Annotated in this window: 13 protein-coding genes; 9 read left to right on the forward strand and 4 right to left on the reverse strand. The window is 73.2% G+C overall.

What is annotated here, in order from left to right:
* Positions 1–325: 325 nt before the first annotated feature.
* The 4 genes from C1I99_RS07740 (at position 326) to C1I99_RS07755 (ending at position 7,016) form a co-directional block, all read left to right on the forward strand.
* Positions 326–2,632: an immune inhibitor A domain-containing protein gene (locus tag C1I99_RS07740; RefSeq protein WP_111133520.1), complete on the forward strand. Its 2,307-nt coding sequence runs from the start codon at positions 326–328 to the stop codon at positions 2,630–2,632.
* 321 nt (positions 2,633–2,953) lie between these two features.
* On the forward strand, positions 2,954–5,344 hold the full coding sequence (locus C1I99_RS07745; protein ID WP_111133521.1) for an immune inhibitor A domain-containing protein: 2,391 nt from the start codon (positions 2,954–2,956) through the stop codon (positions 5,342–5,344).
* Between the two features lie 178 nt (positions 5,345–5,522).
* The gene (locus C1I99_RS07750; RefSeq protein WP_233512395.1) at positions 5,523–6,008 is read left to right on the forward strand and encodes a hypothetical protein; all 486 of its coding nucleotides are present in this window, start codon (positions 5,523–5,525) and stop codon (positions 6,006–6,008) included.
* A 75-nt stretch (positions 6,009–6,083) separates the two neighbouring features.
* The gene (locus C1I99_RS07755; RefSeq protein ID WP_111133522.1) at positions 6,084–7,016 is read left to right on the forward strand and encodes an alpha/beta fold hydrolase; all 933 of its coding nucleotides are present in this window, start codon (positions 6,084–6,086) and stop codon (positions 7,014–7,016) included.
* Between the two features lie 46 nt (positions 7,017–7,062).
* Here the strand turns inward: C1I99_RS07755 and C1I99_RS07760 are convergent, their stop codons facing one another.
* Positions 7,063–7,428, reverse strand: coding sequence for a UCP033725 family protein (locus C1I99_RS07760; RefSeq protein WP_111133523.1), 366 nt, complete (start codon positions 7,426–7,428; stop codon positions 7,063–7,065).
* Complete coding sequence (locus C1I99_RS07765) at positions 7,425–10,142, reverse strand: SseB family protein (RefSeq protein WP_111133531.1); 2,718 nt, start codon at positions 10,140–10,142, stop codon at positions 7,425–7,427. The genes C1I99_RS07760 and C1I99_RS07765 overlap by 4 nt, the downstream gene beginning before the upstream one ends.
* 155 nt (positions 10,143–10,297) lie before the next feature.
* Between C1I99_RS07765 and mycP the strand changes: the two genes are divergently transcribed.
* Entirely contained in the window at positions 10,298–11,560 is a 1,263-nt protein-coding gene (gene mycP / locus C1I99_RS07770) for a type VII secretion-associated serine protease mycosin (protein ID WP_111133524.1), read from the forward strand.
* A gap of 138 nt (positions 11,561–11,698) precedes the next feature.
* Here mycP and C1I99_RS07775 read toward each other — a convergent pair whose 3' ends face one another.
* Together C1I99_RS07775 and C1I99_RS07780 are read right to left on the reverse strand one after the other, a co-directional pair.
* Positions 11,699–11,992, reverse strand: a complete 294-nt coding sequence (locus C1I99_RS07775; protein ID WP_111133525.1) for a WXG100 family type VII secretion target — start codon at positions 11,990–11,992, stop codon at positions 11,699–11,701.
* Positions 11,993–12,019: 27 nt separating this feature from the next.
* Complete coding sequence (locus tag C1I99_RS07780; protein WP_111133532.1) at positions 12,020–12,340, reverse strand: WXG100 family type VII secretion target; 321 nt, start codon at positions 12,338–12,340, stop codon at positions 12,020–12,022.
* 254 nt (positions 12,341–12,594) lie between these two features.
* Here C1I99_RS07780 and eccE point away from each other — a divergent pair, with 254 nt between their 5' ends.
* The 4 genes from eccE to rarD form a co-directional block, all read left to right on the forward strand.
* Positions 12,595–14,460 (forward strand): type VII secretion protein EccE, encoded by a 1,866-nt coding sequence (eccE, locus tag C1I99_RS07785; protein ID WP_199562040.1) that lies wholly within the window; start codon positions 12,595–12,597, stop codon positions 14,458–14,460.
* Between the two features lie 63 nt (positions 14,461–14,523).
* Positions 14,524–14,910, forward strand: a complete 387-nt coding sequence (locus C1I99_RS07790; RefSeq protein ID WP_111133526.1) for a phage holin family protein — start codon at positions 14,524–14,526, stop codon at positions 14,908–14,910.
* 77 nt (positions 14,911–14,987) lie between these two features.
* Entirely contained in the window at positions 14,988–15,488 is a 501-nt protein-coding gene (locus C1I99_RS07795; protein ID WP_111133527.1) for a GNAT family N-acetyltransferase, read from the forward strand.
* Positions 15,485–16,390 (forward strand): EamA family transporter RarD (gene rarD, locus C1I99_RS07800; RefSeq protein WP_111133528.1); only part of this gene is annotated, 906 nt, incomplete at its 3' end. The genes C1I99_RS07795 and rarD, both read left to right, overlap by 4 nt.

Raw genomic sequence — 16,390 nt, forward strand, 5'->3', positions numbered from 1 at the left:
GCGGGCCCCGCGTCGTGTTACCGGTCACGATGGCCACGCGCCGACCACTGTGACATTTTCCGGTACCCGCGCGCTCCCCTAAGGGGACCTCATAACCACGGCTACCGTGCGTGATCGTAGCCAAAACGTAACGCGATCTCACTCCGGCTCGCCCAGACCTTTGATACCCACTTATGCGCATATATAGGGCGGAGAGAGTCGCCTCGGGCGTCAATCAGCCCGTGACAACCCGCTGCTCCTTCTGCCAGGGTGAGTGGCGCATCACATGACAGTCATGGCCTTGGTCGCGGCTGCCATGTAACAGATCCACAAAGGAGGAGGACCTTTGAGGAGACGAGTCACAGCCGGCCTGGCCACTGCCGCGGCCGCGCTGCTGGCGGCGGGGGTCGTGGCGACGCCGGCGTCCGGCGCACCGACGGCCGACCCGGCCCCCGGTTCCGACAAGGCGAAGCACGGCCGGGACAACCTCCCCGATCCGAAGGCGGATCAGCGGCGGGAGCTCCGGAAGCAGGCCATCGCCGACCTGCTCTCCGGCAAGGCCAAGCTTCAGAAGCGCAACGGCTCGGAGGTCATCCAGGTCAAGGACGACCTGTTCGTCGAGTACCAGCAGGCGCCGAAGACCGACCCGCTCTTCACCATCCTGGTCGAGTTCGGTGACCAGACCGACCCGCGCACCGGGGGCACCCCCGGCCCGCGGGTCAACCAGATCCCGGAACCGGACCGCAACTGGGACGGCAGCTCGACCGACGACAACAGCACCCTGTGGCGGTCGGACTTCAACCGGGCGCACTACCAGGACATGATGTTCGGTCCTGGCGAGTCGATGCGGGACTTCTACCTGAAGCAGTCCGGCGGCCGGTACACGGTCGGCGGCGACGTCAGCGACTGGGTGCGGGTTCCCTACAACGAGGCTCGGTACGGCAGCCCCGCCATCTCCGAGGCCGACGGCTACTGGAACTTCGTCAAGGACGCCGCCACCGCCTGGTACGAGTCCCAGGTCGCCGCGGGCAAGACCCCGGAGCAGATCAAGGAATACCTGGCCCAGTTCGACGTCTGGGACCGGTACGACTTCGACGGCGACGGCGACTTCAACGAGCCCGACGGCTACATCGACCACTTCCAGGCGGTGCACGCGGGCGAGGGCGAGGAGGCCGGCGGCGGCGCCCAGGGCGAGGACGCCATCTGGTCGCACCGGTGGGCCGCCTTCACGAACCTCGAGGGCAGCGCCGGCCCCGCCGGCAACCTCTCCGGTGGGGTGCCGATCGGCGACACCGGACTGTGGATCCGTGACTACACCACCGAGCCGGAGAACGGTGGTCTGGGCGTGTTCGCCCACGAGTACGGTCACGACCTCGGTCTGCCGGACTACTACGACACCGCCGGCGGCGACAACGGCGTGGGCTTCTGGAGCCTCATGGCGTCCGGTTCGTGGCTGAGCCACGGCACCGACGACATCGGTTCCACCCCGGGCTACATGGACCCGTACTCCAAGCTCTTCCTGGGCTGGCTGAACTACACGACCGTGGAGTACGGCAAGGGCAGCACGCAGGTGACGCTCGGGCCGGCCGGTGACAGCGACGGGCCGAAGGCCCAGGCCGTGGTGGTGAACCTGCCCGCTCAGAGCCAGACCACGAGCTACAACACGCCGTTCGGCGGGTCGTACGAGTGGTGGAGCGGCAGCGCGGACGACCTGAAGAACACGCTGTCCCGCACGCTGGACCTGACCGGCGCGACCACCGCGTCAATCACGTCCAAGCTGCAGTACGACATCGAAGAGGACTACGACTACCTCTTCGCCGAGGTGTCGACCAACGGCGGGGCCACCTGGACCCAGCTGACCAACTCGCTGGTCGACGCCGGGGACACCGGCATCGACGGCTCCAGCAACGGCAACTGGGTCGACTCGACCTACGACCTGTCCGCGTACGCCGGGCAGACCGTGCAGTTCCGTTACCGCTACGCCACCGACGGCGGCGTGCACTTCGCCGGCGCGTTCCTGGACAACATCTCGCTGACCAAGAACGGCACCGTCGCCTGGACCGACGACGCGGAAACGCTGGCCGCCGAGTGGACCGCCAAGGGCTTCAGCCGGATGACCGGCTCGGTCACGGACACGTACCCCCGCTTCTACATCGCGGAGAACCGGAGCCACGTGGGGTACGACGACACCCTGCGTACCGGCGGGTACAACTTCGGGTTCGGCAACACCCGGCCGAACTTCGTCGAGCGGTTCTCGAACCACCCCGGCATGCTGGTCTGGTACGTGAACTACGCGTACGGCGACAACAACACCTCGCAGCACCCGGGCTACGGCCTGAACCTGCCGGTGGACGTCCGTCCGGACAAGATCAACGTCGGTGGCCAGGGCACCATCAGCAACCGGCGCAACGGCTTCGATGCCACGTTCAGCCTGTACGCCAAGCCGGCGCAGACCTTCCACCGCAACGGGGTGGCGGTCACGCTGCCGGAGCTCGCGCCGAACCCGATCTTCAGTGACAAGGGCATCGGCAAGTACTGGACGGCGGGCAACGCGTGGAACTCGGTGAAGGTGGCCGGTACCGGCACCACCATCGAGATCGTGCAGCAGGGCACCGACCCGACCGACGACATGATCGTCATGGTCACCAACTGACAACAGGGTTACCGGTGGGGGTCGGTGGCGGAACGCCACCGGCCCCCACCTTTTTCGCGTACCCGAACAGGGTTATCGAAATACGTCACTTCACCATCCCGTGACGTGTCCATCCTGGTCAGGGCCGTGGATGAAGACCCGGGGTGTGACGGTGAAAAGCATTCTCAACAAATTCTTGCCACAAATCGACGTGGGCGTCTTCCCACAGGTCCCACCAGTGTCTATGTTCACCATTGGTCCCACCCGTGGACCGATCCACCGGCCCGTACCCCCGTTGGGCCGGTTCCCTCACACCGGAGGTACCACGTGCGCAAAGTCGCAGTGGGTCTGCTCGGGCTTTCGCTGACCGCAACCGGCCTGGCGGGCGCCACGTCCGCCAGCGCCGCGTCACAGCCGAAGTCGCCGACGGCCGCTCCGTCGGCTGCCGAGCCCGCCCATGTCGACCACGACCTGCCGAATCCGCTAGAGGACAAGCGCCGCGCCCTGCGCCAGGAGGGCCTGAGCGAGGTCCTCTCCGGCCGGGCCAAGGCACAGCGGATCAACGGCAGCACGGTAGTCAAGGTCGGCAAGACCCAGGCGGAGGGGGCCACCGCCCGCTCCGCCAGGGCAGGCGCCGCCCAGACGAAGGACCAGTACGTCGAACTCTCCCGCGAGCAGACCGACCGGATCTTCGTGATCCTCGCGGAGTTCGGCAACGATCGGCACCCGAACTACCCGGACCAGGACACCGACCCGGACACGCCGGGCCCGACCCGGTTCGACGGGCCGCTGCACAACGAGATCCCGGCCCCCAACCGCGCGGTGGACAACTCCACCGTCTGGCAGCCGGACTACAACGCGGACCACTACCGCAAGCTCTACTTCGGAACCGGGCCGGGTGACGAGTCACTGAAGCAGTACTACGAGGCGCAGTCCTCGGGTCGCTACAGCGTCGAGGGCACGGTCACCGACTGGGTCAAGGTGCGCTACAACGAGGCCCGCTACGGCCGGTCCGGCGGTTTCCCGTGCGCCAGCAACGTCTGCACCAACACCTGGGCGCTGGTCCGCGACGCCGCCAACCAGTGGGTCGCCGACCAGAAGGCCGCCGGCCGCACCGACGCCCAGATCGCCGCGGACGTCAAGGCGATGGACCAGTGGGACCGGTACGACCACGACTCCGACGGCAACTTCAACGAGTCGGACGGCTACATCGACCACTTCCAGATCGTCCACTCCGGCGGTGACGAGGCCGACGGTGACCCGCACCAGGGTGAGGACGCCATCTGGAGCCACCGCTGGTACGCCTTCGCGTCCGACCAGGGCTCCACCGGCCCGGCCAACTTCCCGGCCGGCGGCACCCAGATCGGCAACACCGGCATCTGGATCGGTGACTACACCATCCAGCCGGAGAACGGCGGCCGCAGCGTCTTCTACCACGAGTACGGCCACGACCTCGGCCTGCCGGACGACTACAACGTGCTCAGCGGTGGGGACAACAACAACGAGCACTGGACCCTGATGGCCCAGAGCCGGCTCGGCGCCAAGAACGACGGCGGCATCGGCGAGCGCGGCGGCGACCTCGGCGCCTGGAACAAGCTCCAGCTCGGCTGGCTCGACTACGAGGTGGTCGTCGCGGGCCAGAAGCGCACCATGACCCTCGGCCCGCAGGAGTACAACTCCGACAAGGCGCAGGCCGCCGTGGTGGTGCTCCCGCAGCGGGAGTACACCTTCGAGAATGGCAAGCCGTTCGAGGGCACCAAGCAGTTCTTCTCCGGCAACGACGACGACCTGAACAACACGATGACCCGGACGCTGGACCTCACCGGGAAGTCGTCGGCGTCGCTGTCGATGAAGGGTCGCTACGACATCGAGGCCGGGTACGACTACCTGTTCTTCGAGGCGTCGGTCGACGGCGGCCAGACCTGGGCCCCGCTCAACGGCACGGTCAACGGCCAGCCGCTGCCGGAGATCTCCCCCGGGCGCCCGGCGCTGGACGGCAGCAGCAACGGCGAGTGGGTCGACATCACCATCCCGCTCGACGTCGCGGCGGGCAAGGTGGCGCAGTTCCGGCTGCGCTACCAGACCGACGGTGGCGTGGCTGAGGGCGGCTTCTACGGTGACGCGGTCACCGTGACCGCCGACGGGCAGACGCTGCTCGCCGACGGTGGCGAGACCGGCGCGGGCGACTGGGCCCTCAACGGCTGGGACATCGTCGAGGAGACCTACACCCGGCTCTTCGACAACTACTACATCGCCGGCAACCGGTCGTACGTCTCGTACGACAAGTACCTCAAGACCGGTCCGTACTTCTTCGGCTACACCAACACCCGCCCGGACTACGTGGACCACTACGCGTACCAGGAGGGCCTGCTGATCTCCTACTGGAACCTGCGGTGGGCGGACAACGACACGTTCGCGCACCCGGGTGAGGGTCGTAATCTGTACATCGACGCGCGCCCGCGGCCGATCTACAACCTGACCGGCCAGCCCTGGCGGGCCCGGGTCCAGGTCTACGACGCTCCGTTCAGCCTGAAGAAGGCCGACTCGTTCACGCTGCACCTCAACAGCCAGCCGCAGTACATCCGCGGCCAGGCGGCGCAGCCGCTGTTCGACGACACCAAGCAGTACTGGTACGCGGAGCTGCCGAACCACGGCGTCAAGCTCCCCGCCACCGGCACCAAGATCCGCGTCCTAGAGCAGAACGGCACCTCCGTCAAGGTCCGCTTCTCCTGATCCGCTGATCAGCAACACCACGCGATGCCCGGGCAGGTGACCTGCCCGGGCATCGCCCGTTGTCGGCACCCACCACGTCGGCTGGGAACGCGGCATCCACCACGTCGGCTGGAACGCGGCACGCTGGCGGCGGTGCCGGGACGGGAACCGGGGACCCCGTCCGGCGCGTCCGATCGGCGTGCCATCCACGACCCGTACCGCCGTCACCGCCGCGAGCCTGGCCTTTGCCCTGACCCTGGCCGGCTGCGCCGCACGCGAGAAGGGAGCACCGGTGCCCGAGCAGGAGCCCGCCCCGGCCGGCCCGTCCGCCGGTCCGACGTTGCCGGGATCCGGCGGCACCAGCCCCTCGGCACCCGCCGGCCGGACCCGTCCCCCGCTGTCGGCCACCACGCCGCCGACGATCGGAGCACCGAGCGGCCCGCCGAGCCAGCCCACCGACCTGCGCAAGGCCGGCGTGCTGGCCGGACGGATCACCCGGGGCTGCGCCGGTCCCTGCTATGGCCTGGTCACCGACGACGGCCGGGAGTACGCGCTGCACGGCCCCGGCATGGGCACCTTCGCCACCGGCAGCTGGGTCCGGGTGTCCGTCGGCCCCGCCGATCCGGCCGTGGACTGCGGCCCGGGCACCCCGGCCAGCATCGTGCGGATCAGCCCCGTCGGCTGAGCGGCCGATCGGCCGGCGCCGGCGATCCGGGCCGCCCGCCGGGCCGACCGGCGTCGGGGTCCTAGGCTGTCTGCCATGACCGAGCAGCGTGGCGAGCCCGTCGACGAGTCCCGCGTCCTCACCGAGGGGCCGTGGACGCACCGGTTCGTCGGCGCGAACGGCAGCCGGTTCCACGTCGTCGAGGCCGGCACCGGCCCGATGCTGCTCTTCTTGCACGGCTTCCCCGAGCACTGGTGGGCCTGGCACGAGATACTGCCGGCGGTCGCCGACGCCGGGTTCCGCGCGGTGGCGGTCGACCTGCGCGGCTACGGCGCCAGCGACAAGCCGCCCCGGGGGTACGACGGATACACCCTCGCCGCCGACATCGCCGGGCTGATCCGGGCTCTCGGCGAACGCTCGGCCACCGTGGTGGGCACCGGCGCCGGCGGCCTGATCGCGTGGACCGTGGCGTCGTTCCACCCGGCCCTGGTGCACCGGCTGGTGGTGCTCGGCGCACCCCACCCGCTGCGCCTGCGAGCCGCCATCTTCGCCGACCCGCGTGGGCAGTTCGCCGCCTCGACCCCGACGTTGAAGTTCCAGCTGCCCCGCTACGAGCACGTGCTCACCCGGGACGACGCGGCGGCGGTCGAGGAGATCCTGCGCCGGTGGGGGGGCCCGCGCTGGGTGACCGGGCCGGACTTCGCGGCGTACGCCCGGCGTTGCCGGGAGGCGATGCTGATCCCGCAGGCCGCGTTCTGCGCGCTGGAGGGCTACCGCTGGGCGTTCCGCTCGGTGCTGCGGCTGCACGGCTACCGGTTCGTCCGCCTGATGCAGAAGCCGCTGGTCACGCCGACCCTCCAGCTGCACGGCGCGCGCGATGTCGCCTCGCTGCCGCGCACCGCGCAGGGCTCGGGCCGGTACGTCGTGGCGCCCTACGAGTGGCGGTTGCTCGACGGCGTGGGGCACTTCCCGCACGTGGAGGCCCGGGACGTGGTGCTCGGCGAAATCCTGCGCTGGACGAAGTCCTGAGGCGGAGCCCGCCGGATCGGGCGGAGGTCGGCGTTGAGCAGCGCCCTCAGACCCGCTGCTCGCGCAGGTCGGCGACCTCGGCGGCGGGCGCCCAGCCCTGGTAGACCCCGAAGTCGAACACCTCCAGCCCCAGCGCCTGGGCCACCGGCCAGCGCCCGCCGGTGTACTCCACCCGCAGCCAGCCGTCGTGCTCTCCGAGCACGATGAACGGCTGCCCCTGCCAGGTGCACGTGGTCCGCACGTAGGTCAGGTCCTCCACCTCGCTGGCGGGCAGCACCCGGACGTAGCGGCCGGGGCGGACCTGCTCGAAGCCCTCGGCCGGTTCAGGCTGGTAGAGCCGGATGTCGTCGCCGTCCGGGCTGGCCTGGTACTCCCGCCCGCGCCAGCGGGCCACGTACCCGTCCCGCATCATTCCTCACCGACCTGTCGCCAGAGCAGCGTGTCGGTGTCGAGGACGGCGACCAGCCGCTCGGTGCCGTCCGCGCCGATCCGCCACAGCTGTGCGCCGTGCGGCAACCGGGCGCTGTCCACCTTGAACTCGGCCACCACGTCACTGCTCTCGCCAGGGGCGAAGCCGTTGCCGCGGAAGGGCGCGCGTTCGATGACCCAGCCCTCCATCGCCCGCATCGCCGCCTCGTTCTGCCCGCCGTACGGAATCCGGTAGAGGCTGGGCCGGTGCGCGGGCCAGCGCAGCACGTAGATCTCCTCGGCGTCCCGTCCGAAGGGCGATTCGGGGTAGCCCAGCCCGAGCGCGTCGTACAGCTGACCCGGGGTGGTCAGGTGGGCCAGCTCGTTCGCCCGGTGCACGAAGCCGGAGACGCGGTCGTAGCCCCGTTCCAGGTAGTACGCGAGTTGGCTGGGCGCGACCGCCTTCTGCATGACGACCGGCCGGGTCGGGTCGGACGCCGGCGGCGCGTACCGGGGACGGGCGGCGGGTTTCTCGGCGGCGGGGGGCGCCTCCGGCTCGCTGCCCGCGTCGTCGCCGAGCCCCACCTCCGCCGCCCAGTTGGCCAGCGCGACGATCTGCTCGCCGGGCAGCTTCGCCCCGACCGGGGTGCCCGGGTTGACCACGAACGACCAGGACTCGTCCGGCCAGCGACGGATCAGCTGGACGAACTTGACCTTGATCGTCTCCACCGGCGCGTCGGTGTGGTCGGCCAGCCGCTCCGGCGAGGTGTAGACCACCACGAAGCGTTCGCCGTCCGACTCCTCCGTACGCCAGACGAAGCCCGGCTCCCCGGGGCGGCTGCCCGGCGCGGAGTCGGCGGCCACCGGCAGCAGCACCCGGGCCAGCAGCAGGGTGGAGAGGAAGGTGTCGGTGCTGCCCGCGCCGGCCGCGTCGAGCAGGTTCTCCTCGACCTCGTTGGCGGGCTGGAACTCGACCACCGGCGCGGCCGGGGACGGCGCCACCGGCTCGTCCGCCACGGCGGGAGCGGGCTGCGGCGCTCCCGCCCCGATGCTGCCGGATGCGGTCGGCGCCGGGTCGGACGCGGCGCTGGCCAGCTCGACTCCGTCCGCCGTCGCCGGGGACGGCGACTCGGTCCAGGTCAGGCTGGGCGCGGCCACCGGGCCCGGCGGAGACGCGGATCCGGTGCCGGGAGCCGTCGGGTCGGTGCCGGTGGCCGGCGTGAACAGCGAACGCTCCCCGGCGACCGGGCCGGGACCGGCGTCGCGCGGCTTCGGCCGGGCAGGATCGCCGTCGTCCGATCCCGGGAGGTCACGCGAGTCGATGATGGTGCCCTCGATGACGATGGGCGTGAAGCCACGGCGAGCGGCGGGCGGCCCGGAGACCGGCTCCGCGATCGACGCCGCCAGTTCCTCCGTCGGGTCCCCCGGCGCCGGGCTCGGCCGGCGGCGCGGCAGCGCCGGGGTCGCCGCGTCGTCCGGGCCCGGCCGGCGCCCGGCGTACCCCGGTGGCTGGCCGGCGGAAGCCGGGAAGGCCTGGGTGCTCTCGTCGGTCGACGGATCGGGCCGCCGGGGCGGCGGCGGGGTGGTTTCCGTGGCCGGCGCCGCGAAGGCCCGGGTCGGCTCCCCGGTCGGCGTGGTGACGGGGAACGGGTGCGTCGGCCCCTCCGGCGTCGGCTCGATCGGCGGTCGGCGCCGGGGGAACGGCTGGGCGCCGCGGGCGATGCGGGACGGCGGCACCGCCCGATCACCGGAGCGGAGCACCTCCCCCTGGTACGCCGAACCCCGGCCGGACGCCGGTTCGAAGAAGGACCGGCGTTCGGCTTCCCCGCCGGAGTGGCCGTTCGTCGACGTTGGACGCGCGCCCTCGCCGGCCGGCCGGTCCTGCGCCGGCCGGACCCCGTGGCGCTCGACGGCCGGGCCGGGCGGGGCGAGCGGCGGCGGTACGGGCCGGTCGGCCGGCACATCGGCGGTGGTGGCCGGGCGAGGTGATGGATCGTCGCGACGAGCAACGGCCCGGATCGCCTCGCCGGCCGCCCCGTCACCGGCCGCCGGCCCCGGCCGCCGTGCCGGGTCGGGCGGGGGTGGGGACGCCTGCGACACCCGCTCCGCCGCCCGGGCCGGCGCGGGCACCCGGGCCAGTGACGCGGCGGGCACCTCCGACCGGGCCAGGACGCCGTTGGTGGGTGCCGCCCCGGCGCGGGGCGACCGCCCCTGCGGGCCGGTGGTCGGCCCGTCCGATGCGGCGGGACCGCTGGTCGTCGCGGTGGCCCTCGCCCGGGCCACGGATTCCGCCCGTTCCAGGCGGGCCCGCGCTCCCATCGTGCGGCCGGGCAGGCGGACGTCGCCGCGGGCGAGCTGGGAGACGAACCAGGCCGGCAGGTAGCCCTCGATGGGCAGGCCCGGGTTGACCGCCAGCCACCACTCGTGGTTGGGCCAGCCGCCGGCCAGGTCGGCATAGCTGCTGCGCCGGCTGGTCCCGGCGTTCTCCCCGAGGCAGGACCGCATCGCCGCAGGGGAGGTGAACGCGAGCACGTGGGTCCGGCCGCCGGTGGTCCAGGTGCCCCAGCCCACCGGTGCCTGGCCGGCGAGCGCCTGCGCGGAGACCGGCAGCAGCAGCTCCGTCCGGGCCAGGATCCGGAAGTAGAGTTGCTGGTCGTTGGCGCGCAGCGCGTCACGCATCGCCGCCTCGGCCTCGGTGGCCGGCTCCCATTCGGTCACGGCCACCTCTCCTCCCGCGAACAGGCCCATAGGCATCGCGTACAACCTACAAGGTAGTAACAAGATCACAATGGTCTGGACCGGCGGCGGCGCGCCCGGTTCCACCGAAGGCGATAACATCCCGTTCCGGAGTCGACACGATACGGAGGCGGTCGATGTCCTGGTCCCCGGCGCGCCGGCTCCCGGTGGCTCTCCCGGCGGCGCTCACGACGGCCCTGCTGACCTCCCTGGCCGCCGTCCCGGCCGCACCGGTGACCGGCCACGCCGGGCCCGGTCTGGCCGCGCCGGTCGCCCAGGCACCGGGGTGCGCAGCCCCACTGACCCCGGTCCGGCCGGTCGCCGCGACGCCCTGGCCCCAGCAGCGGTACGCCCCTGAGCGGCTGGCGACGCTGGCCACCGGCGCCGGGGTGACCGTGGCCGTAGTCGACTCCGGAGTGGACATCCGGCACCCGCAGCTGGCCGGGCGGGTCCTCGACGGCACCGACCTGCTCGACCCCGACGGTGACGGGGGCCGGGACTGCGCCGGCCACGGCACCGGCGTGGCGAGCATCATCGCGGCCGCCCCCCGCGACGGGGTGGCCTTCCAGGGGCTGGCTCCCGGCGCCCGCATCCTGCCGGTGCGGGTCAGCGAGCAGCAGGTCGTCGAAGGGCGAGAGTCGGGGCGCACGGTCAGCGCGGAGGACTTCGCCCGGGCGATCCGCTGGGCCGTCGACCACGACGCGGACGTGCTCAACCTCTCCGTCGTGCTGTACGCCGACAACCCTGCGGTGCGGGCGGCGGTCGGCTACGCGGTGGCCCGGGACGTGGTCGTGGTGGCCGCCGCGGGCAACCTGCACGACCGTGGCGACCCCCGGCCCTACCCGGCGGCGTACGAAGGGGTGCTGGGGGTGGGTGCGGTCGGAGCGGACGGGGTTCGGGCACCTTTCTCCCAGACCGGCCCGTACGTCGATTTGGTCGCCCCAGGCAGCGACGTGCTCACGGCCGCGCCGGGCCAGGGTCACCACCGGGTCGAGGGCACCAGCTACGCGACGCCCTTCGTGGCCGCCACCGCCGCCCTGCTGCGCCAGTACCGGCCCGAGTTGGCCGCCGCGCAGGTGGCGCAGCGGATCCTCGCGACCGCCGATCCGGCGCCCGGCGACGGCCGGGGCGGCGGGTACGGCGCGGGGGTGTTGAACCCGTACCGGGCGGTCACCGAGACCGGCGGCCGGATTGCCGGACGCCCCGGCCAGGTCACGGCGCTGGCCGACGACCGGCCCGACCCGGCGCTGGTGGCGCAGCGGGCGCGACGGGCCACGGCTCGGGAACGTGCCCTGCTGGTGGCCGCGGTCGGCGCCGCGGCCGTGGCGTCGGCGGCGCTGCTGACCGTGATGGCGCCCCGTGGTGCCCGACGGCGGTGGCGACCCGCCGGCCCGGCCTGACCGCGACCGCCGCCCGGAGCGGCGGGTCGCAGCCCGCGGCCACCGCCGCGTGCGGCACCGGGCCTCCACCTCGTGGGGCAACGCGATCGGTGGGGGCGGCCCGGCCGCTCTGGACCGGCGCCGCCCCCACCCCGGGCGTCACTGGAACAGGCCGACGTTCCTCTTCTCGGTGTCGAGGTAGTCGGCGGCCGAGTCGTCCACCGCGAGCTTGATGTCGCGCAGCATCGCCTGCAGGTCCTGCGAGGCGGACCGCCACCGGGCCTGCCGCTGCTCGTACGCCTGCCGGGCCTCGCCCGACCAGCCCGCCACCAGCGGGGCGGCGTCCCGTTCCAGCTGCCCGAGCTGCGAGTCGAGCGTGTTCAGCGCCTTCTGGATGTCCGCGCTGGCCTGCTGCAACGCGGCGAAGTTGACGACCAGCACACCATGGTCCATCGGATGTCTCCCTCCGGGTTATCCGGGTCAGAGGGGCAGCTGGATGCCGCCACGGTTAGTGGTGGCCACCCGGCTGGCGGCCTCGGTGTCGGAGACGTCGTACTGCTGGCCGGCGGTGCGGATCGCGATCGCGGTCTCCCGCAGCGCTCGCTGCAGCGTCGCCTGATCCTGCGCCCACTGCTGCTTGACCTGCTCGAACGACCGCCCGCCGGCGCCGCGCCAGGCCTGCTGCAACACCTCCAGCTCGGCCATCAGGCTGCTCAGCATCGACTGCAACGACTGGTCGACCTGCTCGAACTTCGCGGCGGTCTGCTGCATCACCGCGGCTTCTGCCTGGGTCTGGGACACCCGGGACGTCACCTCGTCTCCTCGGTCGTGGCGGGCCGCCCGCGCGGCCGCTCGGGGAACCGCCGCTCCTGCCGACGGGGGTCGAGCGCGGCGGGCGTGGGGGTCAGCGGAACTCGTCGCTGACGGTAGCGGCCCGGTCGCCGTTGTGCTACCCCAGTTGCTCCCCTGTGGACAACCGGGACGACCCGCGGTCCGCCCCGCCGCTACCATGGGCTGCACCCATGTCGCGGCGAGTGATCGGCTGAGGAGGTCGGGTGACGGCCACCACCACCGCGGGACCGCACCGGGCGGCCAGCGGCCGTGCCCCGCAGCCGCCCCCGGACGTCGCCGTCGCGGCCCGCCGCACCCCGCTTCCCCCACAGTGGATCCCGGCCGGTCGCCGGTCCCGCGCCGGTGTGCGGGCGGGCCAGGTCGTCGCCGCACAGGTCGCCGTGGCCGTCCTCACCGCCGGTGCCGGGCGGGGGGCGCTGGCGGCCTTGGCCGCCGTCGCGGTCGCCGGGCTGCTGCTGCCGGTCGCCTGGGTGCGGCTGCGGGGGCGGTGGCTCTTCGAGTGGCTGGGCACCGGCGTCGGCTACCTGACCCGCCGCCGGGCACTTCCGCCGGCCGCCGGGCCGGCCGCGCTACTGGAGCTGGTCGACCCGGGCGCGGTGGTGTGCCCGGTCGAGCTCGCCGGCGTGCCGGCCGCCGTGCTGGACGACGCCAGCGGGATGGTGGCCCTGCTGGAGATCGGCGATCCGGCCGACCTGCTCGGTGACGGTCCACGCGCGCTGCCCCACCCGGCGTCGCTGCTGCCGGCGGCCACGCCGGACAGCCCGCCGGTCCGCGTCCAGCTCCTGCTCACCGCGACACCGGCGCCGGCCGGCGCCGCGGCCGGTGGCACGGTCGCCACGTCGTACCGTCAGCTCACCGAGGGGCGGTTGGCCGGTCGGGACCGGGTCGTGCTCGCCGTGCGGGTGCTGCGGGCCGACGGCTGGGCCGGGGAGGATCTGCGCCGGGCGCTCTCCGGCACGGTGCGCCGGATCGTCCGCCGGCTGGGGCCGGCCCCGGCCCGGCCGCTCGGTGAACACGCGGCGCTGCGGGTGATGGCGGAGTTGGCCCACCACGACGACCGGCCGGTCCAGGAGTCCTGGCAGGCGGTGCGCTGCGGGGACCTGCTCCAGACCACCTTCCGGCTACGACGTTGGCCCGACCCGCGTACCGACGGCGGCCGCCGACTGGCGTCCCGGCTGCTGACGCTGCCGGCCAGCGCCAGCACGGTGTCGCTGTGCGCGGGGCCGTGGCACGGCGCCGACCCTGCGACGGCGCCGACCGAGCTGACCGTACGGCTGGCCGCCGGCACCGCGGCGGAGCTCTCGGCGGCGGCCCAGGCGCTGCGCGGGACCGTGGTCGACGCCGGCGGCGAGGTGCAGCGGCTCGACGGGGAGCAGCTGTCCGGGCTCGCCGGCACGCTGCCGCTCGCGGTGGCCGGCGCCGGGGGTCCCGGGCCGGCGCCCGAAGGGTTGGAGCTGGTCGCCGGCGAGGCGGGGCTGATGGTGGGCGCCAACCGGCACGGCGGCGCGGTCGCCATCCGGCTGTTCCGCCCGGAGAACACCCGGGTGATGCTCGTCGGCGGGGTCCGCGCCGCGCAGCTCGTGGCGCTGCGAGCCCTGGCGCTCGGCGCCCGGGTGGTGGTGCAGACCGCCCGCCCGGCCAGCTGGGAACCGTTCGTCCGCGGCGTCGGCGCACCGGGCGGGACGATCCCGGTGCTCCCGCCGGGCCGGCCCGTCGGCGGCGAACCGGGCTCACCGCTGCGACCGCTGCTGGTGGTGGTCGACGCCGGGCCCAACCCGTCGGAGCCGGAGCCGGGGCCGCCGTGGCGGGCCACCCTGCTGGTCCGCGACGAGCTGACTCCGGCGGATGCCGACGCGCTGGGCCGCGCCGACCTGGCCGTACTGCAACCACTCGACCGCACCGAGGCGGCGCTGGCCGGCACCGCGTTGGGGCTCGGCGGCTCCGCGGAGTGGCTGACCCGGATCCGGGACGACATGGTCGCGGTGGTCAACCGGCGGGCGTTGCGCTGGGCGCTGCTCTCTCCCACCCCGATCGAGTCGCAGCTGATCGGCCGCCCCGCGCGCCGCTGAGGACGTCGGGTCCCCAGAGATCACGGGTTCCCCCGGTGGCCCCGGCGTGGCACGATCCCCGCCATGGGTTTTCTGAAAGGGCTGCTGATCCGGCTCGGTAGCACGGCCGTCGCCTTCTGGCTGGCCACGCTGCTCATCCCCGGCATCACGCTGGATTCGGACTCCGCCACCGAGACGGTCACCACGCTGATCCTCGTCGCGGTGATCTTCGGCGTGGTCAACGCGGTGCTCCAGCCGGTCATCAAGACCGTCGGCTGTGGCTTCTACCTGCTGACTCTCGGGCTGATCGCACTGGTCGTCAACGGGCTGCTCTTCCTGCTGACCAGCTGGATCGCCGAGCAGGCGGAGCTGCCGTTCCACGTGGACGGGTTCTGGCCGGCCGCCGTGCTGGGCGCGCTCTTCGTCGGCATCGTCACCTGGATCCTCGGCGCGCTCCTCGACCGGGACTGACGCGACCGGGCGGGCGGCCCGACAGCTCAGGGGAATTGGCTGGCGCGGGCGCGGGGTGGCCGGACTAGCGTGGCGGGGTGCTCACCCTGACCCGCCACGACGGCTACCTGCTCAGCACCGATCCCGAGCGCATCGACCTGGATCTGGTGCACCGCTGGCTCTCCACCGACGCGTACTGGGCGATCGGGCGGAGCCGGGAGACGATGGCGAAGGCGTTCGCCGGCTCGGTGCCGTTCGGCGTGTACCGCCCCGGCGACGGCCGTCAGGTCGCGGTGGCCCGGACGGTCACCGACCGGGCCACCTTCGCCTGGCTCTGCGACGTCTACGTGGACCCCGCCGAACGCGGCCGGGGCCTGGGCACCTGGCTGGCCGGCATGGTCCGCGACCACCTCGACGGGCTGGGCGTCCGGCGGATCCTGCTGGCCACCCGCGACGCCCACGCGGTGTATGAGAAGGTCGGCTTCACCCCGATGACCGATCCGCACCGCTGGCTGCAGCTCGACCGGCGGGACCAGCCGGTGAGCCCGGTCACCGGCAAGGAGCCGGGCGACCAGCCGCCCCTTACGGTGGAGGCGTGACGCCACTCCGCCTCGGATACCTCTACGGCTTCGGCGCGTACCTGCTGTGGGGATTCTTCCCGCTCTACCTCAAGCTGCTGCGCCCGGCCGGGCCGCTGGAGGTCCTGGCCCACCGGATCGTCTGGTCGGTGGTCTTCGTCGCCCTGCTGCTGGCCGCGCTGCGCAACGTCGGCTTCCTGCGCGCGCTGCTGCGCCGGCCGCGCGCGCTGACCGGCATCGGTGCCGCCGCCGCGCTGATCGCGATCAACTGGGGCACCTACATCTACGGCGTCAACTCCGACCGGGTGGTGGAGACCGCCCTCGGCTACTTCATCAACCCGCTGGTGGTGGTGCTGCTCGGGGTGACCGTGCTGCGCGAGCGGCTGCGCCCGGCGCAGTGGGCGGCGCTGGGCGTCGGCGGGCTGGCCGTGGCGGTGCTCACCGTCGACTACGGCCGGCTGCCGTACCTGGCGCTGACCCTGGCCCTGAGCTTCGCCGGGTACGGCCTGGTCAAGAAGCGGCTCGGGCTGCCCGCCGCGGAGGGCCTGTTCGTCGAGTCGGCGGTGCTGGCGCTGCCCGCGCTGGCGTACCTGGGCTGGCTCGCCGCCACCGGCGGCGCCGCCTTCGGCCGGATCTCGGTCGGGCACACCGTGCTGCTGGTCGCGGCCGGCGCGGCCACCGCGATCCCGCTGCTGCTCTTCGCCGGGGCGGCCAACCGGCTGCCGCTCACCGGGCTCGGCATGCTCCAGTACCTCGCCCCGATCCTCCAGCTGGGCTGCGGGGTGCTCGTCTTCCACGAGCCGATGCCGCCGGCCCGGCTGGCCGGCTTCGCCCTGGTCTGGCTCGCGCTGATCGTCTTCACCGCCGACGCCCTGCGCCACGCCCGCCGCCGGCACGCCGCCCCGCCCCCAACTCCCCAGCAC

The organism is Micromonospora deserti, assembly GCF_003236335.1.
GTDB lineage: Bacteria > Actinomycetota > Actinomycetes > Mycobacteriales > Micromonosporaceae > Micromonospora > Micromonospora deserti.

What these genes read in the sequence shown, in the direction of transcription:
- C1I99_RS07775 (WP_111133525.1), bottom strand. Translation starts at nt 11,992, where the DNA reads ATGGACCATGGTGTGCTGGTCGTCAACTTCGCCGCGTTGCAGCAGGCC.
- mycP (WP_111133524.1), top strand. Translation starts at nt 10,298, where the DNA reads ATGTCCTGGTCCCCGGCGCGCCGGCTCCCGGTGGCTCTCCCGGCGGCG.
- C1I99_RS07760 (WP_111133523.1), bottom strand. Translation starts at nt 7,428, where the DNA reads ATGATGCGGGACGGGTACGTGGCCCGCTGGCGCGGGCGGGAGTACCAG.
- C1I99_RS07755 (WP_111133522.1), top strand. Translation starts at nt 6,084, where the DNA reads ATGACCGAGCAGCGTGGCGAGCCCGTCGACGAGTCCCGCGTCCTCACC.
- C1I99_RS07790 (WP_111133526.1), top strand. Translation starts at nt 14,524, where the DNA reads ATGGGTTTTCTGAAAGGGCTGCTGATCCGGCTCGGTAGCACGGCCGTC.